The organism is Streptomyces bacillaris, assembly GCF_003268675.1.
In the GTDB taxonomy this organism is placed as follows: domain Bacteria; phylum Actinomycetota; class Actinomycetes; order Streptomycetales; family Streptomycetaceae; genus Streptomyces; species Streptomyces bacillaris.
The window spans coordinates 2,511,550-2,536,071 of sequence record NZ_CP029378.1; the positions used below are offsets into that span (position 1 = coordinate 2,511,550).

23 protein-coding genes are annotated in these 24,522 nt (G+C 72.9%); 9 read left to right on the forward strand and 14 right to left on the reverse strand.

Features of this window, described 5'->3' with window-relative positions:
• From moeZ to DJ476_RS10355, 12 genes are all read right to left on the reverse strand, one after another.
• Positions 1-1,179, reverse strand: a complete 1,179-nt coding sequence (gene moeZ, locus DJ476_RS10305) for an adenylyltransferase/sulfurtransferase MoeZ (RefSeq protein WP_019765891.1) — start codon at positions 1,177-1,179, stop codon at positions 1-3.
• 99 nt (positions 1,180-1,278) lie between these two features.
• Positions 1,279-2,118 (reverse strand): spherulation-specific family 4 protein, encoded by an 840-nt coding sequence (locus DJ476_RS10310; RefSeq protein ID WP_103419782.1) that lies wholly within the window; start codon positions 2,116-2,118, stop codon positions 1,279-1,281.
• Positions 2,106-3,071, reverse strand: a complete 966-nt coding sequence (locus DJ476_RS10315) for an NAD-dependent epimerase/dehydratase family protein (protein WP_018489149.1) — start codon at positions 3,069-3,071, stop codon at positions 2,106-2,108. The genes DJ476_RS10310 and DJ476_RS10315 overlap by 13 nt, the downstream gene beginning before the upstream one ends.
• A gap of 192 nt (positions 3,072-3,263) precedes the next feature.
• Positions 3,264-4,334: a hypothetical protein gene (locus tag DJ476_RS10320; protein ID WP_404827483.1), complete on the reverse strand. Its 1,071-nt coding sequence runs from the start codon at positions 4,332-4,334 to the stop codon at positions 3,264-3,266.
• A 217-nt stretch (positions 4,335-4,551) separates the two neighbouring features.
• On the reverse strand, positions 4,552-6,432 hold the full coding sequence (locus tag DJ476_RS10325; protein WP_318294874.1) for a DUF3492 domain-containing protein: 1,881 nt from the start codon (positions 6,430-6,432) through the stop codon (positions 4,552-4,554).
• A gap of 190 nt (positions 6,433-6,622) precedes the next feature.
• On the reverse strand, positions 6,623-8,377 hold the full coding sequence (locus DJ476_RS10330; RefSeq protein WP_112490358.1) for a dipeptide ABC transporter ATP-binding protein: 1,755 nt from the start codon (positions 8,375-8,377) through the stop codon (positions 6,623-6,625).
• A complete protein-coding gene (locus DJ476_RS10335; RefSeq protein WP_103419788.1) occupies positions 8,374-9,363 on the reverse strand; it encodes an ABC transporter permease in 990 nt (329 codons plus the stop codon). The genes DJ476_RS10330 and DJ476_RS10335 overlap by 4 nt, the downstream gene beginning before the upstream one ends.
• Complete coding sequence (locus tag DJ476_RS10340) at positions 9,360-10,349, reverse strand: ABC transporter permease (RefSeq protein WP_112490359.1); 990 nt, start codon at positions 10,347-10,349, stop codon at positions 9,360-9,362. Before DJ476_RS10340 ends, DJ476_RS10335 begins: the two co-directional genes overlap by 4 nt.
• A gap of 2 nt (positions 10,350-10,351) precedes the next feature.
• Positions 10,352-12,076 (reverse strand): ABC transporter substrate-binding protein, encoded by a 1,725-nt coding sequence (locus DJ476_RS10345; RefSeq protein WP_112490360.1) that lies wholly within the window; start codon positions 12,074-12,076, stop codon positions 10,352-10,354.
• Between the two features lie 291 nt (positions 12,077-12,367).
• Positions 12,368-12,463 (reverse strand): Ms4533A family Cys-rich leader peptide, encoded by a 96-nt coding sequence (locus tag DJ476_RS35485; protein ID WP_309544399.1) that lies wholly within the window; start codon positions 12,461-12,463, stop codon positions 12,368-12,370.
• A 78-nt stretch (positions 12,464-12,541) separates the two neighbouring features.
• Positions 12,542-13,978, reverse strand: coding sequence for a DUF3152 domain-containing protein (locus DJ476_RS10350; protein ID WP_318294534.1), 1,437 nt, complete (start codon positions 13,976-13,978; stop codon positions 12,542-12,544).
• 8 nt (positions 13,979-13,986) lie between these two features.
• Complete coding sequence (locus DJ476_RS10355; protein ID WP_112490362.1) at positions 13,987-14,952, reverse strand: alpha/beta fold hydrolase; 966 nt, start codon at positions 14,950-14,952, stop codon at positions 13,987-13,989.
• Positions 14,953-15,088: 136 nt separating this feature from the next.
• On the opposite strand from DJ476_RS10355, the gene DJ476_RS10360 reads away from it, so the two are divergent.
• From DJ476_RS10360 to DJ476_RS10375, 4 genes are all read left to right on the forward strand, one after another.
• Positions 15,089-15,304, forward strand: coding sequence for a hypothetical protein (locus tag DJ476_RS10360; RefSeq protein WP_103419798.1), 216 nt, complete (start codon positions 15,089-15,091; stop codon positions 15,302-15,304).
• A 211-nt stretch (positions 15,305-15,515) separates the two neighbouring features.
• A complete protein-coding gene (locus DJ476_RS10365; protein WP_073878597.1) occupies positions 15,516-16,157 on the forward strand; it encodes a TetR/AcrR family transcriptional regulator in 642 nt (213 codons plus the stop codon).
• Positions 16,158-16,297: 140 nt separating this feature from the next.
• Positions 16,298-16,525 (forward strand): DUF3107 domain-containing protein, encoded by a 228-nt coding sequence (locus tag DJ476_RS10370; RefSeq protein ID WP_010061602.1) that lies wholly within the window; start codon positions 16,298-16,300, stop codon positions 16,523-16,525.
• Between the two features lie 259 nt (positions 16,526-16,784).
• Complete coding sequence (locus tag DJ476_RS10375; protein ID WP_019762680.1) at positions 16,785-17,057, forward strand: hypothetical protein; 273 nt, start codon at positions 16,785-16,787, stop codon at positions 17,055-17,057.
• An 8-nt stretch (positions 17,058-17,065) separates the two neighbouring features.
• Here the strand turns inward: DJ476_RS10375 and DJ476_RS10380 are convergent, their stop codons facing one another.
• Positions 17,066-17,812, reverse strand: a complete 747-nt coding sequence (locus DJ476_RS10380) for a ferritin-like fold-containing protein (RefSeq protein WP_103419800.1) — start codon at positions 17,810-17,812, stop codon at positions 17,066-17,068.
• A 448-nt stretch (positions 17,813-18,260) separates the two neighbouring features.
• Here DJ476_RS10380 and DJ476_RS10385 point away from each other — a divergent pair, with 448 nt between their 5' ends.
• The 5 genes from DJ476_RS10385 (at position 18,261) to DJ476_RS10405 (ending at position 23,501) form a co-directional block, all read left to right on the forward strand.
• A complete protein-coding gene (locus DJ476_RS10385; protein ID WP_112490363.1) occupies positions 18,261-20,549 on the forward strand; it encodes a DEAD/DEAH box helicase in 2,289 nt (762 codons plus the stop codon).
• A gap of 343 nt (positions 20,550-20,892) precedes the next feature.
• Entirely contained in the window at positions 20,893-21,765 is an 873-nt protein-coding gene (locus DJ476_RS10390) for an alpha/beta fold hydrolase (RefSeq protein ID WP_103421852.1), read from the forward strand.
• Between the two features lie 150 nt (positions 21,766-21,915).
• The gene (locus tag DJ476_RS10395; protein ID WP_103421853.1) at positions 21,916-22,248 is read left to right on the forward strand and encodes a hypothetical protein; all 333 of its coding nucleotides are present in this window, start codon (positions 21,916-21,918) and stop codon (positions 22,246-22,248) included.
• A gap of 92 nt (positions 22,249-22,340) precedes the next feature.
• Positions 22,341-23,170 (forward strand): IS5 family transposase gene (locus tag DJ476_RS10400; RefSeq protein ID WP_404827588.1). Its coding sequence is split into 2 segments (ribosomal slippage): positions 22,341-22,659 and positions 22,659-23,170, totalling 831 coding nucleotides; the frame shifts between segments, so codons are not numbered across the junction.
• Between the two features lie 73 nt (positions 23,171-23,243).
• Positions 23,244-23,501: a DUF6221 family protein gene (locus DJ476_RS10405; RefSeq protein ID WP_162638546.1), complete on the forward strand. Its 258-nt coding sequence runs from the start codon at positions 23,244-23,246 to the stop codon at positions 23,499-23,501.
• 21 nt (positions 23,502-23,522) lie between these two features.
• Here DJ476_RS10405 and DJ476_RS10410 read toward each other — a convergent pair whose 3' ends face one another.
• Positions 23,523-24,479, reverse strand: coding sequence for an IS481 family transposase (locus tag DJ476_RS10410; protein ID WP_162638663.1), 957 nt, complete (start codon positions 24,477-24,479; stop codon positions 23,523-23,525).
• Positions 24,480-24,522: the final 43 nt, after the last annotated feature.

Below are 24,522 nucleotides of genomic sequence, written 5' to 3' on the forward strand. Positions count from 1 at the left end.
CTAGTAGACCGGCTTCTCGGGCTCGATCTGGTTGACCCAGCCGATCACGCCGCCGCCCACGTGCACCGAGTCGGCGAAGCCCGCCGACTTGAGGACCGCGAGGACCTCGGCGCTGCGGACACCCGTCTTGCAGTGCAGGACGATACGGCGGTCCTGCGGGAGGTCCTGGAGGGCGGTGCCCATGAGGAACTCGTTCTTCGGGATCAGCTTCGCGCCCGGGATCGAGACGATCTCGTACTCGTTCGGCTCGCGGACGTCGATGATCTCGATCTTCTCGTCCCCGTCGATCCACTCCTTGAGCTGCTTGGGAGTGATCGTGGAGCCGGCCGCCGCCTCCTGGGCCTCCTCGGAGACGACGCCGCAGAAGGCCTCGTAGTCGATGAGTTCGGTGACGGTCGGGTTCTCGCCGCAGACCGCGCAGTCGGGGTCCTTGCGGACCTTGACCTGGCGGTACTGCATCTCCAGGGCGTCGTAGATCATCAGACGGCCGACCAGCGGGTCACCGATGCCGGCGAGCAGCTTGATCGCCTCGGTCACCTGGATCGAGCCGACCGACGCGCAGAGCACGCCCAGCACGCCGCCCTCGGCGCAGGACGGGACCATGCCCGGCGGCGGGGGCTCCGGGTAGAGGCAGCGGTAGCAGGGACCGTGCTCGGCCCAGAACACCGAGGCCTGGCCGTCGAAGCGGTAGATCGAGCCCCAGACGTACGGCTTCTTCAGCAGCACGGCGGCGTCGTTGACCAGATAGCGGGTGGCGAAGTTGTCCGTGCCGTCCACGATCAGGTCGTACTGGGCGAAGATCTCCTTCACGTTCTCGGCTTCGAGCCGCTCCTCGTGAAGGACCACGTTGACGTACGGGTTGATGCCGAGCACCGAGTCCCTGGCGGACTGCGCCTTGGGCCGGCCGATGTCGGCCTGGCTGTGGATGATCTGGCGCTGCAGGTTCGACTCGTCGACCTCGTCGAACTCGATGATGCCCAGCGTGCCGACCCCGGCCGCGGCCAGGTACATCAGGGCCGGTGAGCCGAGACCGCCGGCGCCCACACAGAGCACCTTCGCGTTCTTCAGGCGCTTCTGTCCGTCCATCCCGACATCCGGGATGATCAGGTGGCGGGAGTACCTGCGGACCTCGTCGACGGTGAGCTCAGCGGCTGGCTCGACCAGGGGTGGCAGCGACACAGGAACCTCAACAATGCAGGTGGTCGGATTTACGTACATCGACTGCGCGTACATCGACTACGTACGGTTGTTCTTCCGGTAACACTGCCACGCCCCTTCTCATTCCGAGATACCGGGTCCGATCCGCGAGACGATTTCGTCCCAGTACCTGGGCAGCGCCGCGAATGGATCGGTTTGTCCGCTCCGCCCGTCGACGCTCCGTCCGCCCCGGTCCGTGAAGAAGATCGTCCCGGCGCCCTGCCAGCGGGCGATGCGCATCGCCTCGTCGAGATGGGTGCGGGGCACCCCGTGGACGAAGTGCGCGAACCGGCTGGGCGGATAGTCCGCCGTCCACTCGGCCACCTGCGACCAGCGGTAGTCGGTCCACGGGCCCTGGAAGGTGACCAGTTGGTCGGCCGCCTCCGCGTAACCGGGGTGGGGGTGGGTGCCGTGGCCGAGGACGAGGCGCCCGCCGTCGTCCGCGCTGTCGCTCTCCGCCAGCAACGCGTGGAGGGTGCCGGTGAGCCGCCGGACGGCGGGCAGCTCGGCCCGTTCGGTGGGGCAGCGGGCCAGATAGAAGCCGCCGACCCGGTACCAGTCGACGAAGGAGCGGGCGTCCGCGATCAGCTCGTCGAACGGCCGCCCGCCGTGGGCCAGATCGAGGTGGCCGAGGAGCCGGCCGCCGCAGGCGCGTACGGAGTCGTCCGGCTCCTCGCCGTGCAGGGCACGCTCCCGTGCGTTGCGGAGCCGCCCGGCCGCCTCCAGGCAGTGCGGGTCGGGCCGGGTGCCCGGGCCGCCGGCGATGTTGAGGACGGCCCAGTGGAGCGGGGTGCCGGGGCGGGCCAGCTCGGCCCACTCGGCGGGGGCCAGCAGCGGGTGGGCGTAGCCGGGGACGCCGAAGCCGAGCTGTTCGCCGCCCGCGGTCCTGAGGGTGTCGGCGGGGGCGGTCAGATACGGCATGCCGCCTCCATCCAGATGTCCGCGAGCGACTCCTCCAGGTTGATCCGGGGGCGCCAGCCGAGCCGGTCCCGGGCGGTGCGGACGTCGGCCTGCTGCCAGGCCCCGCAGCCGTCCGGGTAGGGGGACGGGGTCGCGGAGAGGTGCTCGATCACCGACTCGGCGGAGGTGCGCGGGGCGCCGATGGGGAGGCGCGGAGGGGGCGAGTCCAGTTCATGGAGTGCGCCCGCGTACCCGGCGACCCTCGCCAGTACGGCGGCGGCGTCCCGGAGCCGGACTGCGCGCCCGGTGCCGATGTTGACGACGCCCTGGGCGGCGGAGAGCGAGGCGGCGTGGACGGCCCGCGCCACGTCCCGTACGTCGACGAAGTCCCGCTGCACGCCGAGGCCGCTGAGCTTCAGCTCGCCGTCGCCCGCCTGCATGGCCCGGCGCATGGCCTCGGCGAGCCGGCCGAGCGGGGAACCTGCGGGGGTGCCGGGGCCGACGGGCGAGAAGACCCGGAGCACGACGGCGTCGAGGCCCGAGCCGAGGACCAGCTCGGTGGCGGCGAGCTTGCTGACGCCGTACGGGCCGCCGGGGCGCGGGATGGCGTCCTCGGCGGTGGAGGAGCCGGGCTGCGAGGGACCGTACTCGGAGGCGCAGCCGACCTGGACGAGCCGGGCGCCGCAGCCGCTGCGGCGCAGGGCCTCGCAGACGGTGGCGACGGCGACGGTGTTGTGGCGGGTCAGCTCCCGGGCGCCGCCGCGGGTGGCGCCCGCGCAGTTGACGACGACTCCGGGGTGGACGGCGTCCAGGAAGCGGGTGAGCGCTCCCGGGCTGCCGCCCGCGAGGTCGAACCGGACGTCGGCGTCGTCGCCGCGCCCGAGGGCCGTGAGGTGGACGGCGGGGTCGGCGAGCAGCCGGTCGGCGACGAAGCGGCCGAGGAATCCGTTGGCTCCGAGCAGCAGCACCCTCATCGCGCACCGCCTCGGTGCCGACGGCGGGCTGCCGGTGCGGGGGACTGGGGGGTCATGGCGGGTTACTCCTTGGTGGATCGGTCGATCGGTGGGTCGGTCCGGTGGGGAACGCCCGCGGCGTCGGCTCCGCGGGAGTGGTGCGGTGGTGCGGTTCGGGGGGTGGCGGTTCCGGGGGTACGGGGGCGGGGCCGGTCAGGTCCTCGTGTGGGCGGAGGCCCGGGAGAGGGCGGCGGAGGCGTGGACGAGCAGTCCGAGCGACGCCGCGCCGCAGGCCAGGGCGGGGACGGCTCCGGTGCCGCCCGCCTCGACGAGGGCGTGGACGGGCCGGGCCAGCGGATCGAGGCCGGGGAGCCGGGCGGCGAGGACGAGGGCGGGGGCCGCGGCCTCCACGGCACAGGCGGCGGCCAGCGCGACGGTGCCCGGTCCGGGCAGTCCGTGGGCGGCCAGCAGCCGGGCCAGGAAGAACAGCACCCCGAGGGCGGCGGCCGCGACCGGCGTCCCGGTGCCGCCGAGGCCGAGGCCGGCCAGGTGCAGCAGGGGCAGCAGGGCGCAGAGGAAGAGGGCGACGGCTCCCAGGAGCAGGGGGCGCACTCCCGCGCCGAACTCCTCCAGTGCGCGGCTGCCCTCGAGTCTGCGGCGGGCCCGCACGGTGAAGAGGTGCGCGCACCAGGCGGCCGGGGCGATGGCCGCGGCGAGCCCGAGCAGCGGGGCGGGCGACGGCTGCCAGGGCCCGTCCGGGCCGCCGCTGATGACCTGGGCGATCAGTTCCTCGCCGTACACCGCGAAGCTCAGGAGCCAGCAGGCGTACAGTCCGGCGCGGCCCGCTCCTTCGGGGGCGCGCAGGGGCCCCCGGCGCAGGCAGAGCCGGAGCGCCAGGCAGGCCAGGAGTGCGCCGGTGAGGGTCACGGCGGCCCGCGCTCCCCCGCCGAGCGCCCCTTCGGTGAGCCGGAGCACCCCGGCGGTGGCGAGGCAGGCGGCGCCGGGCAGCAGCGCGAGCAGCGTCCACCCGGCGCGGGCCCCGGCATCCGGGTGCGGGGCCGGGATCACCGGGGGCGGAGGCTCGGCGGGCCCGGCCGGGGTGCGGGCGTACAGCTCCTCGGCCAGCGCGAAGACGTCCCGGTGCCGGTAGCGGGCGGCGGTCCGGTCGGTGAGCCCGTGGGCCTCCAGACCGGCGGCGATCTCCAGCGGGCTGACGGCCCGTTCGCAGAGGGCGCGGTGGTGGTGCATCAGCGACTTCACGGGGTCGGCGGGCCTCCGGCGCACGGGGACGGGGTGCCTGCGCTGCCCGCCGCGCGCCGGGATCTCGGCGGGGCGGAGGGGGGTTGGAGTGGGGGTGGCAGCGTCCGTAGCCCCGACAGCGGGCTCGGCGGGCTCAGCGGGCTCGACGGGCTCAGCCTCAGGCCATGCGGGCTCGGCAACGGGCGGGGTGGTGTCGGCAGGCACCGTGATCCCTTCTCCGTGGTCGGGGCGGGTCGGTCGGTCACGCATCGCCGTCCCCCGGTCCACGTTCGGCGGCCACACAGAAAGGCAGGCGCTCCCCGGCCACCGCACGCTCCCCGGCCCCGGCACGCACCTCGGCCGCCGCAGGCTCCCCGGCAACCACCGTCTCCCCCGCGCCCTCCCCCACCGCGCACTCCGCCCCGTCCGCCGCCGCCACCGCGACACCGGCCCGGTCCGGTCCCGTCACCGCGGCCCGGGGCCGGGTCCAGGGCCCGGGGAGGCGGGCTTCCGGTGGGGTGGCGAAGAGGAGGGGGTCGCCGTCGGGCTCCCGCCGGACCGGAGCCTGCGAGATCAGCTCCAGGTAAATGCCGCGAAATGCCGCGAGGTTCTGTTCGACGGTGAAGAGTTCGAGCGCGCGGGCCCGTGCCGCTGCCCCCAGGCGCGCCCGGCGCTCGGGGTCGCGCAGCAGCGCGATGCAGGCGTCCGCGAGCGCCCGGGGGTTGCGCGGGGGCACGACCAGGCCGGTGCCGCCGATGACTTCGACGACGGCTCCGACATCCGTGGAGACCGTGGCCCGGCCGCAGAGCATCGACTCGACGAGGCCGATCGGGAAGCCTTCGACGACGCTGGAGAGGACGGCCGCACCGCCCGCCGCGTAGGCCTCCGCGAGGTCGGGGATCTCGGGGCCGCCGATCTCCTCGAAGGTGACCGGGCTGACGCCCTCGGCGTGGGCGCCGGTGGCCTCGTCGGGGAAGAGCTGGGCGGCCAGCGCCCGGCAGTGCGCGAGGTACGTGGTGGCCTCCTCGCCCTCCGCCGGGGCGCCGAAGATCCGCAGCCGGGCGTCCGGTTCGGCGCGGCGGACCTCGGCGAAGGCGTGGAGCAGGGCGATCAGGTCCTTGGCGGGCTCGATCCGCCCGGCCCAGACCAGGGTTTTCGGGCCGCCCTGGTCGTCGTGCTCACCGACCCGGGCGAACCGCTCGGCGGCCATGCCCGGGTAGACCGTGCGCTGCCGGGCCGGGTCGGCGCCGCACCGCTGCTGCCAGCGGCGGACGTGGGTGTTGCCCGCGACGACGAGCGCGGCCTGCCGGTAGACCTCGGCCGCCAGCAGGGCGTGGAAGCGGGCGAGGAGGGCGCGTACGGGAGCACCGAAGGGCGCTTCCGGCGCGGCCAGGTAGTGCGCCCGGAGCTGCACAGCGTGCTCGGTGATGAGCAGGGGCACCCCGAAGAAGCGTTTGGCCAGCAGCCCCGGAATCGCGGCCGCCCCGCCCGAGGCCGCGTGGCAGAGGTCGACCGCGCCGAGGCTCCCGGGGGCGTACCAGTCGAGCGAGAGCGGGCGCAGGAGGCGCTCCAGCTCGGCGGCGAAGGCGAGATGGTCCACGACGGTGGCGCTCCGCACGATGCGGCCGGCGCCCCGGGCGCGGGAGGCGGCCTCCAGGATCCGTACGGTGGTCTCGGAGCGCAGGGCGAGGTGGAGTCCGCCGCGCTCGCGGGCCAGCTCGGCCAGGCCGTAGAAGCCCTCGGTGAAGAGTTCGGCGCCCGGGGCCCCGTCGGTCGCGGGGTCGGCCCCGGCGTCCTCGGAGGCGCAGACCGCGGTGGCGAGCGCCGTCAGGTGCGCGGCGAAGCGCCTGCGGTCTCGCCGCCCGTAGGAGACGCCCCCGCCGGTCACCAGCCGGGCCAGCAGGCCGCGCTCACCGCTGCCGTGCGGGGTGCCGTCCTCCGGCGTCCAGAGCGGCGCGGTCCGCACCCGGCCGACGTGGTGCGGCAGCCCGACCCAGCCCTGGTCCTCCTGCTCGGCGGAGCGGCTCAGCGCGAAGAGGTCGAACTCGTGCTGCGGCAGGCCGCGCACCAGCCGGTCGCACCAGAGCCTGGACTCACCGGTCGCATACGGGTAGCCACCCTCCGTGAGCAGTCCGATCCGCACGAGCACACCCCCGATCTCCCTTGTGGGCAGCCGCCGTTGGAACGGCGACTCGCAGCGGGACGACCGTAAGCGGACAGGCCGGTGGCGCGACGGACGGTTGTCCGTCGCGCCACCGAAAGGGGTGAACCGTCGTAACTTTCCCGCCCCCGTCGCGTTCCGTCGCGATAAGGCGGTCTGTTGTCACGGAGGGTCAGGCTGCGGCCAGCTCCTTGCGGGCCGCCCGGCGGGCCGCCGCGAGCCCGGGATCGAGCGCGGGGACGGCCGCCAGCAGCTGTTTCGTGTACGGGTCCCGGGGGTCCTCGTACACCTCGTCGGCGGGGCCCTGCTCGACGATCAGGCCGCCGCGCATGACCGCGACATGGTCGCTGACCTGCCGGACCACGGCGAGGTCGTGGGCGATGAAGACCAGGCCGATGGAGAGTTCCCGCTGGAGTTCGGCGAGCAGGGCGACCACCTGGGCCTGGGTGGTGACGTCGAGCGCGGAGACCGCCTCGTCGCAGACGATGACCTTCGGCTCGGCGGCCAGGGCGCGGGCGATCCCGATGCGCTGGCGCTGTCCGCCGCTGAACTCGTGCGGGTAGCGCTCGAAGTGCGCCCGGTCCAGCCCGACGCGCTGCAGGAGTGCGCCCACCCGGTCCCGTACGCGCTCCTCGTCGTGCTCCCCGGCGGCCCGCAGCGGGTCGGCCACGGACTCCCCCACCGAGCGGCGCGGGTTGAGGGAGGCGACGGGGTCCTGGAACACCATCTGCAGCTCGCGCCGGAAGGGCCGCAGCTCCTTCTCCGAGAGCGAGCCGATCTCCGTACCCCCGTAACGGAGGCGGCCCGCCGTCGGGTCGAGCAGCCGGACCAGCATCCGGCCGAGCGTGGTCTTGCCGCTGCCGCTCTCCCCGACGATGCCGAGCGTCCGCCCGGCGTGCACGGCGAGCGAGACCCCGTCCACGGCAACGGTCCGCCCGCTCCCCCGCCCGAACTCCCGCCGCAGCTCGAAGGCTTCGAGCAGCGGTCCTTCCGCCACGCTGTCGGGCAACGGTACGGAGGCTTCCGCGGCGGCTTCGAGCAGCGGTACGGAGACCTCATCGGCGCTCCCGTCCGCAGCAGCCCCCACGGCGGCGCGCGGGGAAGGCACCGGCCCCGGCGTCACCGTGGGCACCGCCCTCCGCGTCTCCACCCTCGGCACCGCCGCCAGCAGCTCCTTCGTGTACGCCTCGCGCGGGGCGCCGAGCACCCGGGCCACCGGCCCGCGCTCCACCTCCCGGCCGGCGCGCATGACGAGCACCTCGTCCACGCTCTCGGCGGCCACACCCACGTCGTGGGTGACCAGCAGCAGCCCCGTGCCCGTCTCCTGGCGGAGGTCGTGCAGCAGGTCCAGGATCTGGGCCTGGACGGTGACGTCGAGCGCGGTCGTCGGCTCGTCGGCCACGATCAGCCGGGGTTCGCAGGCCAGGGCCATCGCGATGAGCGCCCGCTGCCGCATCCCGCCGGAGAACTCGTGCGGGCGGAGCCGGGAGCGGCGGGCCGCGGCCGGGATGCCGACCCGGTCCAGCACCTCCACGGCCCGGGCGCGGGCGGCCCGGCGGGAGAGGCGGCGGTGGACCCGGAGGACCTCCGCGATCTGGTCGCCCACCGGGTAGTACGGGTCGAGCGAGGAGAGCGGGTCCTGGAAGACCATGGCGGCCTGCGCGCCCCGCAGGGCCCGCAGTTGGCGGTCGTCGGCCGTGTTCACGTCCGTACCGGCGACGCGGACGGTGCCGCCGACCCGGGCGCCGGTCCCCCGGTGGAGGCCGAGCAGGGCGTAGGCGGAGGCGGACTTGCCGGATCCGGACTCCCCGACCACGGCGAGCGCGCCGCCCGCTTCCAGCGTGAAGGAGAGGCCGTCCACGGCCCGTACGGAACCGAAGTCGACGGTGAGACCGGCGACCTCCACCAGAGGCTCATGTGTTGTCATGACAGGACCACCCGTCGGTCGGCCAGCGCGTACAGCAGGTCCGCGACGGCATTGGCGAGGACGACGAAGAACCCGGTCACCAGCACCATGCCGACCACCACGGGCAGGTCGACGAGCTTGACCGCGTTGACCAGCTCGCGCCCGATGCCGGGGATGCCGAAGAGGGATTCGGTGAGCACCGCGCCGCCGAACATCGTGCCGAAGTCCAGGGCGCTGAGCGCGATGACGGGCGCCACCGCGCCCCGGAGCGCGTGGCGGCCGACGATGGCCCGCTCCCCGACCCCGTACGCGCGGAAGGTGCGCACATGGTCCTCGGCGAGCGTCTCCAGCATGGCGCTGCGGGTGAGCCGCGCGTACTTGGCGGACTCGATCAGCGCCAGCGACACCCAGGGCAGCAGCAGCCCCCACGCCCACTGTTCGGGGTCCTCCGCGAAGGGGACGTAACTCGGGGCGGGCAGCCACTGGAGGGTGGAGCAGAACACGATGATGAGCAGCAGCCCGATGACGAAGACGGGCGTGGCCGAGCCCGCGAGGGTCAGCCAGGTCAGGACGCGTTCGGTGAGCCGGCCGCGCCGCCAGGCGGAGAGCACGCCGGTGCCCACGCCGAGCAGCAGCCACCCCGCGAAGGCCCCGATGACCAGTGAGCCGGTGACCGGGAGCTTGGCCAGGATGAGTTGGGTGACCTGCTGGTCGGACTGGTAGGAGACGCCGAGGCAGGGTGCGGAGCAGTGCTCCACGCCGGTGCCGGTGGAGAAGTCCCGGCCCGCGACGATGCCCTGGAGGAAGTGCCCGTACTGCACGTACAGCGGGTCGTCCAGCCGCAGTTGGTCGGTGACCTGGGCGAGCTGGGCGGGTGAGCAGCGCGGGCCGCAGACGAGCTGGGCGACGTTGCCGGGGGCCACGTAGAAGATGCCGTAGAGGATGGCGGTCAGGGCGAACAGGACGAGGACGGCCCCGCCGAGCCGCCGGATCAGGAACCCGGTCATGCCCTGCCCCCCTTGCTGTTCTTCGTGCCCACCCGCAGCCGGGAGGCGGCGCGCGGGTCGAGCGCCGTGCGGATGCCCTCACCGAGGACGGTGAGCGCGAGGACGGTGACGAAGAGGAGCCCGGCGGGGAGCAGCAGATAGGTGGGGGCGGCCTGGTACCAGGTGTTGGCCTCCGTGAGCATCTGGCCCCAGGACGGGGTGGGTGGTTTGACACCGACGCCGAGGAAGGAGAGGGCCGCCTCCGCGACGATGTTGGAGGGGAAGGCCAGGGCGCCGTACGTGATCACGGGGGCGGCGAGCGAGGGCAGCAGCTCGCGGCGGGCGATGGCCCATCTGCCGCGTCCGCTGAGCCGGGCCGCCGCGACGAAGTCGAGGGACGTGAGGGCGAGCGCCTGGGCTCGCACGATCTTCGAGATGCCGGACCAGCCGATGCCGCCGAGGACCAGGGCGATCAGGACGGGCCGGGGAAAGGTGTCGGGCACGATCGCCAGGAGCGCCAGGGCGATGACCATGAGCGGCAGGGCGACGTTGATGTCCGTGATCCGGCTGAGGAGCTGGTCGCCCCAGCGGCTGCCGAGCGCGGCGGTGAGGCCGATGACCAGGCCGAGGGTGATCTGCAGGACGGTGGCGACGAGGGCGACGCCGAGCGAGACCCGGGCGCCGTAGACGACCCTGGCGAACAGGTCGCGGCCGGTCTGGGGTTCGACGCCGAGCCAGTGGTCGGCGCTGATGCCGCCGAAGGGGCCGATGGGGACGCCGCCGGCCGCCGAGTCGACGAGGTCGGGGTGGTAGGTGTTGGGGTCCTGGCCCGCCAGTGCGGTGAGCAGCGGCGCGGCGAGCGCGACCAGGGCGAGCAGGAGGACGACGAGGGCCGCGGCGGAGGCCGCGCGCTGGGCGCGCAGCCTCTGCCGGAACGACCGGGCCCCGGGGGCGGGGGCGACGGCCGGCGCCGCTCCCGCCTCCTGGGCCAGCAGGGCCTGGGACATGGTTACTTGACCGCGACCTGGGAGACGTCGAGGACACCGGTCCAGTCGCTGATGACGACGTTCTTGACGCTCTCGCCGTACAGCCGCTTGTAGACCGGGTGGAAGAGCGGGACGGTCAGCGCCTTCTCACCGATCTTGCTGTCGAGCGCGCCCCAGCGGGCGGCGGCGGCCTTCAGGTCGGTCAGCTTGTTGATCTCGTCGATCTCCTTGTTGACCTCGGGGTCGTTCAGGAAGGCGGCATTGTAGTTGGAGCCGTCCCGGACGATCTGCCGGCCGTCGAAGATCGGGGCGAGGAAGGGGCCGCCGGAGGGCCAGTCGGCGCCCCAGCGGGAGAGGAAGAAGCCGGGCGTCCTCTTGGCGTCGTGGGTGGTGTCGGAGTAGTCGTTGTCCTCCAGCCCCTGGAGCTTCACGGTGATCCCGGCCTTCTTGAGCGCGGCCTGGATCGCGGTGGCGATCTCCGGGCTGGTCTGGAAGTCCTTGGCGTTGGAGTGGGTGAGGGTGACGGTGAGCCCCTTCTCGTGCCCGGCCTCCTTCAGCAGCTCCCTGGCCTTCTCGGCGTTGCCCGTCTTCCCGGCCGGGAAGTGGTCGTAGGGCTGGTGTCCGAAGAAGTCCCGCTCGGGGAGGAAGGTGGTGGCGGGCTCGGCGAGCGAGGAGCCGCCCGCCGCGTTGATGACCGAGGTGCGGTCGACGGCGTACGCGATCGCCTGGCGCACCTTCGGGTCGTCGAAGGGCTTCACCTCCGGGTTGAAGGCGATGTAGTTGGTGTAGCCGAAGTGGCCGGTGCCGACGCGGGTGGCGAGCTCCTTGTCGCTGCCGGCCTTGGCGAGTTCGGCGGGGCCGAGGTTGGTGTCGGTGGTGACGGCGGCGGCGTCGGGGCCCTGGGAGGCGGAGAGCCGCTGGTTGATGACGGTGGCGTCGAGTCCGGAGCGGACGTCGATGCGGTCGGGGTAGGCCTTGCGCTCCTCGTCGGTCGCCGCGGACCAGTGCGGGTTGCGCTCCAGGATCAGCCGCTCGCCGTCGTTCTCGTTGGAGACGACCTTGTACGGACCCGAGGAGACCGGGTGCTCCTCGTACTTGGTGCCGGTGTCCTTGGCCTTGGGTACGGGGGTGGTCTGGGTCTGGGTCGCCAGATACGGGAACTCGCCCTCGGGCTTGTTCAGCCGGAAGACGATGGTCCGGTCGTCGGGCACCTCGATGGAGTCGAGCCCCTTCTTCTCCTTGTACGGGCCCTGGTAGTCGGCGCCGCCGATCAGCCAGTCCCGCAGGTAGGGGGCGCCGCCGAAGAGTTCGGCGGCGAAGGAGCGCTCGATGCCGTACTTGATGTCGGCGGAGGTGATCGCGGTGCCGTCCTCGTACTTGAGCCCTTCCTTCAGGGTGTACGTCCACACCGTGGCGTCCTCGTTGGGCCTGCCCAGGTCGGTGGCGAGGTCGGGGACGACCTTCGCGCCCTCGGCGCCGTCCTCGCGGTTGCGGGTGGTGAGGGTGCGGAAGACGAGGGAGGGGACGTTGCCGCCGCCGGAGGTGTAGAGCCGGGCGGGGTCGAAGTCCTGCTGGGGGTTGCGGTTCAGGACGGTGAGGGTGCCGCCCTTCTGCGGCGTGCCCTCGGCCCCGGAGCCGCTGTCGCCGCCCTTGCTGTCCTCCGGGCCGCAGGCCGCGGCACCCGCGGCGAGGACGAGGGCGACGGTGGCGGCGGCCACGCAGCGAGCTATGGGGGACGGTTGACGCATCGGAAGACGACCTCTCGGAATGCTGGTGCCGCGGTGGATGGCACACGAAATGACACGCGAAGCGGCACACGCGGAACGGCACGTGGGACCACGCGGGAAAGGGAGGGGGAATCCGCGCGGGCGGCAGCGGAAGAAGGCGCCGGAATCGCACCCGGGCCGTCGGAAAAACACCTGCCGCGCCTGCGGACGGAGTACGTCCGGGCGCGGCGGTCACGGACCCGCCGGAGCCGGTCAGGGGCTCATGGGCGGGTCACGGAAAAGGGAAAGGCCGACAGCGCGCTCGGACAGGTGTCAGCGACAGAGAATGTCGGCTACGCAGTGCCCGGTCACGCCGAGAAGCGCCAGCTCAAGGGCGGCGATCTCGGAGGGTGCGGGGCTGCGTGACATGCCGATAAATATGAACGGCCGCCTTGATCGCTGTCAAAGCGGATCAGGACGGCCGTCTCACCATGCGGACAGGGGTTGTCAACTGTCCGGGTACGCCCAGGGGTTGGGCTTGCACTTGATCCCGTCGATGTCCAGGGTTTTCGTCTGCTGCTGCATCACGGGGGCCAGGGCGCCGGGCGTGCGGCAGCTCACATGATTGTGTCCGAGCCGGTGGCCGACTTCGTGATTGATGAGCATCTGACGGTAGGCCAGCAGATTCTTCGGGCCGAAGGTGGCGGAACCCTGCGCCCACCGATAAGCGTTGATCATCACGCGGTCGGTCGAGGCGGAATCGCACGAGACATTGTCGACCGTGGTGTCCAGACCGGATTTCGCACACCATTCACCGGTCGTTCCCGGACTGGCGAGCGTGATCACGAAGTCGGGGCTCCCCGAGGAGATCCGCTCGAAGGTCATCGCGCCGTTGTGCGCCCAGCTCCGGTTGTCATTCAGCGTCTTCTGGACGGCCTCCGCGAAGAGACCGGCATCGAGGGAGAGCCCCTTCTCGACATCGATCCGGTAGCGGTACTTCTGCCCCTTGCCGGGCGCCTTCGCCAGGCCGGGCACCGCCTCGAACGCCCCGGTCGCCTTCAGGTCCGCGGCGACCGGATAGGGCTGCGCCATCTTCTCCGCGTACGAGAGGGGCTTGACCTCGGGCGGCCTGCTCGCGGGGTGCTCGGGGGTGGGCCGGGCATCCGAGCGCGAGGCGCCCTCGCCGCCGTCCCGTTCGACGCCCGCGGCACGGGCAGCGGCGGCCTCCCGGTCGGCGGAGTCATCGGCGACCTGTCCGGCCACCACGACCGCGAGGACGGTCGTCACGGCGGCAGCGGCGATCCCGGTGAAGGTCCGCCCCTTGCTTCCCTTGGGGCCGGGGCGCTCGGGGGCCGTCCCGTCCGGGCCACGGTCCGGTCCCTCCGGGGCACCCGCGTCGGGGGACACGGCCGGGGCGGACGCCTCGTCGTCGAAGGCGTCGTCGAAAGCGTCGACGAACTCCCGGCGCGGGCCCGGCATCGCGCCGGGCCCGGCGGCCGGCTGCCGCGCGGTCCGGTCGTCGGCGGCGCGCTGGGCGGCGACCCGCTGGGCGGACACCTGACGCGCCACGGCCTGCTCCCGGGCTTCCTGGTCCTGGCCGGAACCGGTCCCCCGGCCGGGGCCACGGCCCTGATCCTGCCCCTGGCTCTGGGGCCGGCGGCCGGGAGGCCCGTACGGCGTCGCGTGCTGCTGCCCGTACGGCTGCCGGGCGTACGCCGGTCCGGCGCCCCAGCCGCCGCCCGGCTCGTGGCTCTCGGGGTGGCCGCCGCGCACTTGGGGGGCGTCCTGGAAGGTCGCGGGCCCCTCGGCCGGGTCCACCGCTCCCTGGCGCCTGCGCCGGCCGGTGCCGGGGGCGGGCCGGGGTACGGCGCGCCGGGCGCCCTGTTCCGCCGCTGCGGCGTCCGGGCGGGTGGCCTCGGCGCCCTTTCGGCTGTGTCGTCCCACGCCCCGGATCAGCTCCCGCCGCAATCGTCCAGCAGTTCCCGGAACGCCTGGGCGACCGCCTCCGGGTACTCCATCATCGCCACGTGCCCCGCGTCGGGCAGGGTCAGCAGCCGGGCGTCGCGGAAGGCCGCGGACGCCCTGCGTGCCATCCGGTACGAGACGAGCTGGTCCCGTCCGCCGTACACGAGCTGGGTCGGTGCGAGCACCCGCTCGGCCTGGCGCCACAGTCCGTGCTGGCCGCCCAGGGTGTACGCGTCCACGATGCCCCGGGCCGAACGCGCCATCGCGTCCCAGAAGTACGGCAGCTCCAGCCGGCGCTCCATCTCGGCCACCGCGTTGCGGAAGCCTTCGTCGGAGACCCGTGCCGGATCGCCGTAACAGAGTGCCATGACTCCACGGGTCCGCTGCTCCGCCGTCCAGTCCTTCGTGAGCCGGGCGAACAGGGGAGCGACCCCCGGCACCGCCAGGAGCGCCGTCGGCGCGGCGGAGCGCTGCACCCGCCACTCGGGCAGCGCGGGCGAGATCAGGGTGAGGGTGCGCACGAGGTCGGGGCGGACGGCGGCCACCCGGGTGGCGACCGCGCCGCCCAGCGAGTTGCCGAACAGATGAACGGGGCCGCGTTCACCCGAGTCGAGCAGCCGGATCACCGCACGGGCGTGCCCGGTGACCGAGTAGTTGCCGTCGTCCGGCGGCGGCGAGTCGCCGAATCCGGGCAGATCGACGGCCTCGGGGTCGACGACGTCCGCCAGCAGCGGCATCAGCCCCGACCAGTTCTGCGAGGAGCCGCCGAGCCCGTGCACGAAGAGCGCGGGGGGCCGTCCCGTCCGGTCCACGGGCCGGGAACGGACGGTCAGCGTGAGCCCCGGCAGGGCCACCGAGCGCAGCCGCTCCCCTTCGGCGACCCGGACGGCGCTGACCGTAGGAGCCGCCGCCGCGGCGACGGCCTGGGCACCCGGCAGCTCGGTCGAAGACATGCGGCAATGTTACGAGACGATCACGTACCAGTTCATGTGTTCGCGGTCACAGGCCGCATCGCGGGGTAGGAGTGTTGCTCCTACGCTGCAAGGGGAGCACCTTGGAGCACCTTCAGGGGAAGAAAGGGAGCCATAGATGACGGTCGACCCGAGCGACCCGGACACCTTCACCGACGCCGAGCCGGGGACCTCCGGCCCGGAGACCCCGGAGGCGGACGCCGTCGAGCAGCGGACGGACGTCCGCCCCGAGGACGACGAGCAGCTGGAGGACGCCGACCTGGCCACCGCCAACGAGGCCGATGTGGCCGAACAGCGCAGGGTGATCCCACTGGACGAGGACGACTACCGGTAGGACAGGGCTGTTGCCGGAGGCGATTGCGGGGGGATTACCGATGGAACGCCCCGCTTTGCCCGTGACCTCGGAGAACTGCGGCTTCCGCAGCCGTCCGGTACGTGAAATTCTGCGTCCGCGCCGCGCGCACCGGGGTTACCCAAAAGTACGATGGCTGTACGGCGCAGCGTGTACGGATCGGCTGTGCTGGAACACACATTTGGGAGGCGGCGTGAGCGCCATCGAGCAGACAGAGGCAGCGCGCCCGCGGGGCACGCGTCTTCCCCGCCGCGCCCGACGCAATCAGCTGCTGGGCGCCGCGCAGGAGGTCTTTGTCGCACAGGGCTACCACTCCGCCGCGATGGACGACATCGCCGAGCGTGCCGGGGTGAGCAAGCCGGTGCTCTACCAGCACTTCCCCGGGAAGCTGGAGCTGTATCTGGCCCTCCTGGACCAGCACTGCGAGTCGCTCCTCCAGGCCGTGGTGACGGCGCTGGCGTCGACGACCGACAACAAGCTGCGCGTCGAGGCGACCATGGACGCCTATTTCGCGTACGTGGAGGACGAGGGCGGCGCCTTCCGGCTCGTCTTCGAGTCGGACCTGACCAACGAGCCCGCCGTGCGCGAGCGGGTGGACCGGGTCTCCCTCCAGTGCGCCGAGGCGATCTCCGACGTGATCGCCGGGGACACCGGGCTCTCCAAGGACGAGTCGATGCTCCTGGCGGTCGGGCTCGGCGGCGTGTCGCAGGTGGTGGCGCGCTACTGGCTCTCCAGCGGCTCCAGCATCCCGCGCGACACGGCGGTGCAGCTGCTCACCTCGCTGGCCTGGCGGGGCATCGCGGGCTTCCCGCTGCACGGCGTCGAGCAGCACTGACCCCCCGTCCCGGCCGGATCCCGGAGCGTGTTCGCTGCGGGCGATGCCGGTCGGGCCGTGAGGCGTGCTCCCACCGGGCTAATGTGGCTGCGTACGGCGCGGTTCGCCGCGCAGGGACTGACCGTCGGAGGGACATAGCCGTGGAGGTCAAGATCGGGGTGCAGCACACGCCCCGCGAGATCGTTCTGGAGAGCGGGCTTTCCGCCGAGGACGTCGAGAGCGCGGTCGCCGCTGCACTGGGCGGCAAGGCGGAGCTGCTGAGCCTCACGGACGACAAGGGCCGCAAGGTCCTGGTACCGGCCGACCGCATCGCGTACGTGGAGATCGGTGAGCCGACCACCCGGCGTGTGGGGTTCGGCGCGCTGTAGTCCTCTGGACGCGGTGAGCTGGTGAGCACGGGAGCGGCCCGGCGGGATCTTCCCGCCGGGCCGCTCCCGTATGCCTGCTCCCGTATGCCTCGGCGGGAGCGCCCTCTACCCAGGCCGGGGGTGCCGTAAGCGCTGGTCGACCAGGCCTTACCCGTACGGGTTTCCCCGGCTCGGCGGAGGGTTGTGAGGCGTGGGCCACGGGTAGTACCGCCTACGACCGATTCGCCTGCCCCGCACACCCCCGCGAGGTGATCCTCAAGTGCTCTGGGAATCCTTCGGCGCCACCGTGCTCGGACTCGTCCTGTCCTGGGCGGCTCTCCGCTCCCTGTCCGCCCGGCTCCCGTCCGCCCGTGCCGTCTATGCCACCGGCGCGCTCGGGGCGCTGTTCGGGGCGTTCCTCACCCACTCGGCGCTGGGCCCCGGCCATGGGGTGGCGACGCTGATCGGTGCCGTCTCCGTCGGGGCGGTGACGCTGTCGCTGCTGATCCGCCCGCGCGGCCGCCGCCTCACGAGGTCGGCGGCGGCCCAATAGCCCAGGGGCTACGCGGCCAGCCCCAGCGCGGCCATGCGCTTGGTGTGGGCCTCGGTGATCCGGGAGAACATCCGGCCCACCTCCGCCAGGTCGAAGCCGTCCGCGACGCCGCCCACCAGCATCGTCGAGAGCGCGTCGCGGTCCGCGACCACCCGCTGGGCCTGCGAGAGCGCCTCGCCCATCAGCCGGCGGGCCCAGAGCGCAAGCCGCCCGCCGACGCGCGGGTCGGCCTCGATCGCGGCGCGCACCTTCTCCACGGCGAAGTTGCCGTGGCCCGTGTCGTCGAGCACGGCGAGGACAAGGGCGCGGGTGTCCGAGTCGAGCCGGGCCGCGACCTCCCGGTAGAAGTCGCTGGCGATCGAGTCACCCACGTACGCCTTGACCAGGCCCTCCAGCCAGTCGGACGGGGCCGTCTGGCGGTGGAAGTCGTCGAGCGCCTTGGCGAAGGGCTCCATCGCGGTGGTGGGGTCCTCCTCGATGGCGCCGAGCCGCTCGGTCAGCCGCTCGAAGTGGTGGAACTCGGCGGCGGCCATCTTCGCCAGCTCCGCCTTGTCCCCGAGGGTCGGCGCGAGTTTCGCGTCCTCCGCGAGCCGCTCGAAGGCGGCCAGCTCGCCGTAGGCGAGGGCGCCCAGCAGGTCCACGACCGCGGCGCGGTACTGCGGCTCCGCGGCGGCGGTGGCCCAGTCCTGGGCGGCGATTCCGGTCGCTCCGGGCGCTTCTTCGGGGTGTTCAGTGGCGTTGTCAGGCGTCTCCATGAACCGCACAATAGCCCGCCCGACGAGGGGTGGAAGGGCCCGGTCAGCAGCGGACATCACACCGTTCCGATGAATTCGTCCAACACACATGCACGAATCCGGGGTACAGTGGTATTGCGCTTACTGAGCATTTTCCTGTGCCAGGGGCGCGTCCTTGAATGAGGATGCCCGGTCGGTGGCCCGATCGGCTCCGACCCGACAGCCCTCCACGCGGTGCGTACGACACGTACGACTGCAGATGAGGGGCCCCCTCAGCGGCACGAGCGCTCGAGCGACGGCAGTGGTCCCGCGCCACCCGGCCTCCCACGGCCGGATGACCAACCCGGCACGGTACGACCCCCAGCGTTCGCCTCGGGCCGCGTCTCACAGAAGAGGCAGCACCCTGACTACGTTCCGCGACCTCGGCATTCTTCCCGAGACGGCCGAAGCCCTCGAGGCAGTCGGCATCATGTCCCCCTTCCCCATCCAGGAGCTGACGCTCCCCGTCGCGCTCTCCGGCTCCGACGTCATCGGCCAGGCCAAGACCGGCACCGGCAAGACGCTCGGCTTCGGACTCCCCCTCCTGGAGCGCGTCACCGTCCCCGCCGACGTCGAGGCGGGGCGCGCGAAGCCCGAAGAGCTGACCGACGCCCCCCAGGCGCTCGTCGTCGTCCCCACCCGTGAGCTGTGCACCCAGGTCACCAACGACCTGCTGACCGCCGGCAAGGTCCGTAACGTCCGCGTTCTCGCGATCTACGGCGGCCGGGCGTACGAGCCCCAGGTGGAGGCCCTCAAGAAGGGCGTCGACGTGATCGTCGGCACCCCGGGCCGGCTGCTCGACCTGGCGGGCCAGCGCAAGCTGGACCTCTCCCACATCCGCGGGCTCGTCCTGGACGAGGCCGACGAGATGCTGGACCTGGGCTTCCTGCCCGACGTCGAGCGCATCATCACGATGCTGCCGGCCAAGCGCCAGACGATGCTGTTCTCGGCCACCATGCCCGGTGCCGTCATCAGCCTCGCCCGCCGCTACATGTCGCAGCCGACCCACATCAACGCCACCTCGCCGGACGACGAGGGCACGACCGTCAAGAACACCGAGCAGCACGTCTACCGCGCGCACTCGATGGACAAGCCCGAGATGGTCTCGCGGATCCTCCAGGCCGAGGGCCGCGGGCTGGCGATGATCTTCTGCCGGACCAAGCGGACGGCGGCCGACATCGCGGAGCAACTGGAGAAGCGCGGCTTCGCCTCCGGCGCGGTCCACGGCGACCTCGGCCAGGGCGCCCGCGAGCAGGCGCTGCGCGCCTTCCGCAACGGCAAGGTCGACGTCCTCGTCTGCACGGATGTCGCCGCGCGCGGCATCGACGTCGAGGGTGTGACCCATGTCATCAACTACCAGTCGCCGGAGGACGAGAAGACCTACCTCCACCGCATCGGCCGCACCGGCCGGGCGGGTGCCAAGGGCACCGCGATCACGCTGGTCGACTGGGACGACATCCCGCGCTGGCAGCTGATCAACAAGGCGCTGGACCTGAAGTTCCCGGACCCGCCGGAGACGTACTCCACCTCGCCGCACCTCTTCGAGGAGCTGGGCATCCCGGCCGGCACCAAGGGTGTCCTGCCGCGCGCCGAGCGGACCCGTGCCGGTCTGCGTGCGGAGGAGGTCGAGGACCTGGGCGAGACCGGTGGCCGCGGCCGCAGGTCCGCCGCCCCGGCACCGGCCCGTGAGGAGCGCGAGCCCCGTACGCGTACGCCGCGTCAGCGCCGCCGTACCCGTGGCGGGTCCACCATGACGGAGTCCACGGCGACGGTCCCGGCCCCCGCCAAGGAGGCCACACCGGTCGCCCCGGCCGGTGACGAGCCGTCCGAGGCCCAGGCGCGCACCCCGCGCCGCCGTCGCCGTACGCGGATCGGCGTGGCCGACACCGTGACCGAGCCCCTGACCGAGGCGTCCGTGGCGGTCGCCGAGGCCCCGGCGGCTCCCGCCTCGGCCGCCGATGTCGTGGCCGAGCCGGTGGCGGCCGCCGTGGCCGAGCCGGTCGTGGAGCCGGTGGCGGAGGCCAAGCCGCGCCGCCGTCGCAGCCGCGCCGCGAAGCCGGTGGCCGCCGAGCCGGTGGCGCAGATTCCCGCCGCCGCTGCCCCGGCCGAGGCCGGGTTCCAGACCGTGGCGGCCGCCGCAGGCATCGCGGAGCCGGTGGCCGAGCCGGTCGCGACCCGGCCGCGCCGCCGCGCCCGGATCGTACAGCCGGCCGACGAGGTCGACTTCCAGATCGCCCCGCCCTCCGAGCCGGAGCCGGAGGCGAAGACCCGCCGCCGCCCGGCCCGCGCCACGAGCCGCCCGAAGGCCGAGGCCACCACGAAGGCCGAGCCGAAGCCGAAGGCCGAAGCGGTCACGGAGACCGAGTCGAAGCCGAAGCGGGCGACCCGGGCGAAGGCCGCGGCCCCCGCCGAGGCGGCCGCACCGGAGGCACCGGTGGCCGACGGGACCGAGACGAAGCCCCGTCGCCGTCGCGCCACCCGCGCCGCGAGCAACGCGGAGGCCGGGACGGTCGCGCCGGAGGCCCCGGCCGCCGACGAGACCGAGGCCAAGCCCCGGCGCCGCCGCGCGACCCGGAGCGTCACCTCGACCGCGTCCCAGGAGGCCGCCGTGGTCTCCGAGGCCGAGGCCGTGGTGAGCGAGGCCGCCGCCGAGACGAAGCCGCGCCGCCGCCGCGCCACCCGCGCCGCGGGCAAGGCGACGGCCTCGACCGAGAGCTGACGCCCCACCTGCTCCACCCACGGCCCCGGCCCCCGCACACACTGCGGGGGCCGGGGCCGTTCCGGCTGCCTGGCCACGGAGGACGGACCACGGACGACGGACCAAGCCGAGCGGCACAGGGACCGCCGGGCAGGCCCTATGGCACCCGGGCAACCACGGGCAACCACGGGCAACCATCGGACCCGGCGGTACCCACGGCGTCCTGGCCAGGCCCCGGCGCGCCACACAGGCTGCCCGGCGGTCCCTTTGGCACCTACGGCGGCCCACCAGCCGCCCTCCGCATCGCGCCCCCTCCGGCTCCCCCGTCGTGCCCCCGGCCCGGTCACGGCGATAGCCTCGCCCCATGAGCCGCCCGCCCACCTTCACGCCGCCCCCCTGCGCCACCGCCCGCGTCCTGCGTACCGAGCGCGGGGACTTCGCCGTCCTGGACGCCGTACCGGACGCCCCCGCCCGCGCCACCGCCCTCCTGCTGCCCGGGTACACCGGGAGCAAGGAGGACTTCATCGCGCTGCTCGAACCGCTGTGCGCGGCCGGGTACCGGGTCGTCGCCGTGGACGGGCGCGGGCAGTACGAGTCGGAGGGGACGGACCGCCAGGAGGACTACGCCCAGGACGAGTTGGCCCGCGATGTGCTCGCCCAGGCGACGGCCCTGACCGAAGACGGCCTGACCGAAGGCGGCGGGACGCTGCACCTGCTCGGGCACTCGCTCGGCGGCCAGATCTCCCGTGCGGCCGTCCTGCTGGACGCCACCCCGTTCCGCTCGCTGACCCTGATGTCCTCCGGGCCCGCCGCGGTGGTCCCCGCCCAGCAGGAGAAGGTGAAGATGCTGGGCGACGCGCTCGCCGTGCTCACCAGGGACGAGGTGTGGGAGGCGATGCGGGCCCTGGACCCGCCGCAGGACGCGGACACCGGGGACGGCGAGGACATGCGCCGCCGCTGGCTGCGCCACAACCCCGCCCAGCTCATCGCCACCGGAGCCCAGCTCGCCGCCGAACCGGACCGGGTGGACGAGCTGGCCGCCCTCGGGCTGCCCGTCCACGTCCTGTCCGGCGAGCGCGACGACGTATGGCCGGTGGAGCAGTTCGACGCGATGGCCCGGCGGCTCGGCGCGCACCGCACCACGATCGCCGGGGCCGAGCACTCCCCCAACACCGCCCGCCCCCACGAGACGGCGTCGGCACTCGCCGCGTTCTGGGACACGGTCCCCGACGCCTAGGTTCTGTCTCTTTGGTCAACGTCGGGCCAGGCTGGCGCCTATTGGGCCAGACGGGTGGCCATCTCGGCGAAGCGACCTCTGCGAACCGGAGCCCTGTGATCTTCTTGCCGCCGACCCCCGGTTGGGGAACCGTGCGAACAGAGGACTCTTATGGCTTTCGGGAAGTGGGTCAAAAAGACCTGCTCGGTCACCGCGCCCGTGGCGGCCTCGACCATGCTGGTTGTCGGCTTGTCCACCAACGCCCAGGCCGCCACCGGCACTCTGACCTGGCAGGGAGCCCAGGGCCAACAGTGGACCTGGAGAAACCCGCCGAGCGGCACGTGCAGCAACTTCGGTGGCAACACGGTCGCTTACAGGCCCCACAACAACACAGGGGAATGGCTCACCGTGTACACCGAGTTCGGATGCTCCGGCGCCAAGGCGGAGTTCGGCCCCGGCGCCTACACCACAAGCTGGACCCCGTACTACAGCTTCCGGTACTAGGCATCGTCTCGTCGATCACGTCTAGAGCGTGCCTCTTTGATGGGTTGATCAGTTGATCGGATGTGTCTGTCCGGTTAGTGATCACTGATGCGATGTGGGACCGGATCGAGCCGCTGATGCCGGCCGATCCGGTCCGCGGGCGGCGGTGGGCCGACCACCGCCGCACCCTTGAGGCCATCGCGTGGAAGTACCGCACCTGCTCGCCCTGGCGGGCCCTGCCGGACGAACTCGGCTCGTTCCAGACCGCTCACAAGAGGCTGCTCAGGTGGGCCGTGGACGGCACCTGGGAACGGATTCTCGCGGCGCTTTTGGAAGTGGCCGAGGCCGGTGACGACATCGGCTGGACCGTGTCGGTGGACTCCACGGTCTGCCGGGCCCACCAGCACGCCGCCGGAGCCAGGAAAAAGGGGTTCCGGATCGGGCTGAGCCAGACGACCACGCGCTCGGTCGTTCTCGCGGCGGCCTGAGTACGAAAGTCCACCTAGTCAGCGACAGTCATGCACGACCCCTTGTCCTCCGCGTCACCGCAGGCCAAGCAGGCGACGCCCCGGCCTTCGAGGCCGTCATGGCGGGCATCCGTGTTCCGCGAAGCGGACCCGGAAGACCGAAGACCCGACCAGATGCAGTCCTGGCGGACCGCGCGTATTCATCCCGCGCGATCCGAAGCCATCTCCGCCGGCGCGGGATCCGCGCCGTCATTCCCCAGCCGTCCGACCAGGTGGGCCACCGCCTGCGACGAGGCAGCGCCGGTGGCCGCCCACCCGCTTTCGACGCCGAAGCATACAAGCAGCGCAACGCGGTCGAGCGGTGCATCAACCGGTTCAAGCAGTGGCGCGGGCTGGCCATGCGAACCGACAAGCTCGCCATCGCCTACCAGGCCGCACTCCACCTCGCCGCCATCCTCATCTGGGCACGAAGATGACCTGACTCAGCAGGCGGGCCGGCCGGGACGGAAATGCCGCCCCACGCCGCTGCCCGTGCGCGAGGATGACCTCATGGACGACCTCGTCAGGTTCCTTCGGGACCGCAACATGGCGGACAACCACGCCTATGCCGAGGTGGCCCACCGCTTCGGCGGCGACGCCCTCCTCGACAGCCACCTGCCGATGCTCGACCTGGTCGACATGCTGGCCAGGCAATACGAAGCAATGGATCCGGCGGATGCACGCCACGCAGGTCTCGCGTACGCGCTCAACATGCTGGCGCAGTCGTACGCCGAGCACCCCGACTACCGCCAGGAGTGGCGTCCGTAGGCCCCATCAAGGAGACACGCTCTAGGTGTGTGGTTCGGACAGGTTGGTGCCGCGGCTGGCGGGTGTGTGGCCGCCGATTGCGGTGTGGGGTCGGTGGTAGTTGTACCAGTGGAGCCAGCGGGTGAATGCTTCCATCCGGTCCCGGTCTGAGGTGTAGGGCTTCTGGTAGGCCCATTCGTCGAGCAGGGTGCGGTGGAAGCGTTCGACCTTTCCGTTGGTCCGGGGCCGCCAGGGCCTGGTCCAGCGGGGCTGGATGTCCAGGTCTCGGCAGGTGTGGCGCCAGGTGTTCTTGCTGTAGGCCCAGGCGTTGTCGGTCAGGACCCGTTCGATGCGGATGCCCAGGGACGCGAAGTAGGCCGTGGCCCGGACGAGAAAGCCTGCGCAGGTCGGGGCGGTCTCGTCGGGCAGGTCCTCGGTGCAGGCGATGCGGCTGTGGTCGTCGAGGGCGGTGTGCAGGTAGGCCCAGCCGGCGCCGTCGGTCCGGCTGCGGTGGCCCTCGGCCCGGCCGAGGGTCTTGTGGCCGCCGCCGTCGGGGATGCGGCCCAGCTTCTTGACGTCGATGTGGACCAGTTCGCCGGGTCGGGCGCGTTCGTAGCGGCGGACGGGCTCGCCGGTGGCCCGGTCCAGGGCGGCCAGTGGCGGCAGGCCGTGCCGGACCAGGATCCGGTGGGCGGTCGAGGCGGCAACGCCGCATCGGACGGCCAGTCGCAGCGGTCCGATCCGGTGCTCGCGCCGCAGCCGGAGAACCTGCTCCTCGACGGTGGCCGCGGTCCTGCGGGGCTGGCGGTGCGGGCGGCTGGAGCGGTCGCTCATTCCGGTGACGCCGAGCTGCCGGTAGCGGCGGGCCCAGCGGGCGGCGGTGGTGTGGCTGACCTGGAAACGCTCGGCCACCCGCCGTACGGGCCATCCGTCCTCGACGACGCAGCGGGCCAGACGGAGTCTCCCGGTCTCGGTCAGCGGGGCATTACGGTGTACCACGAGGGCCTCCTGATCTCGGTGGAGATGTCGCAATCCACACCGA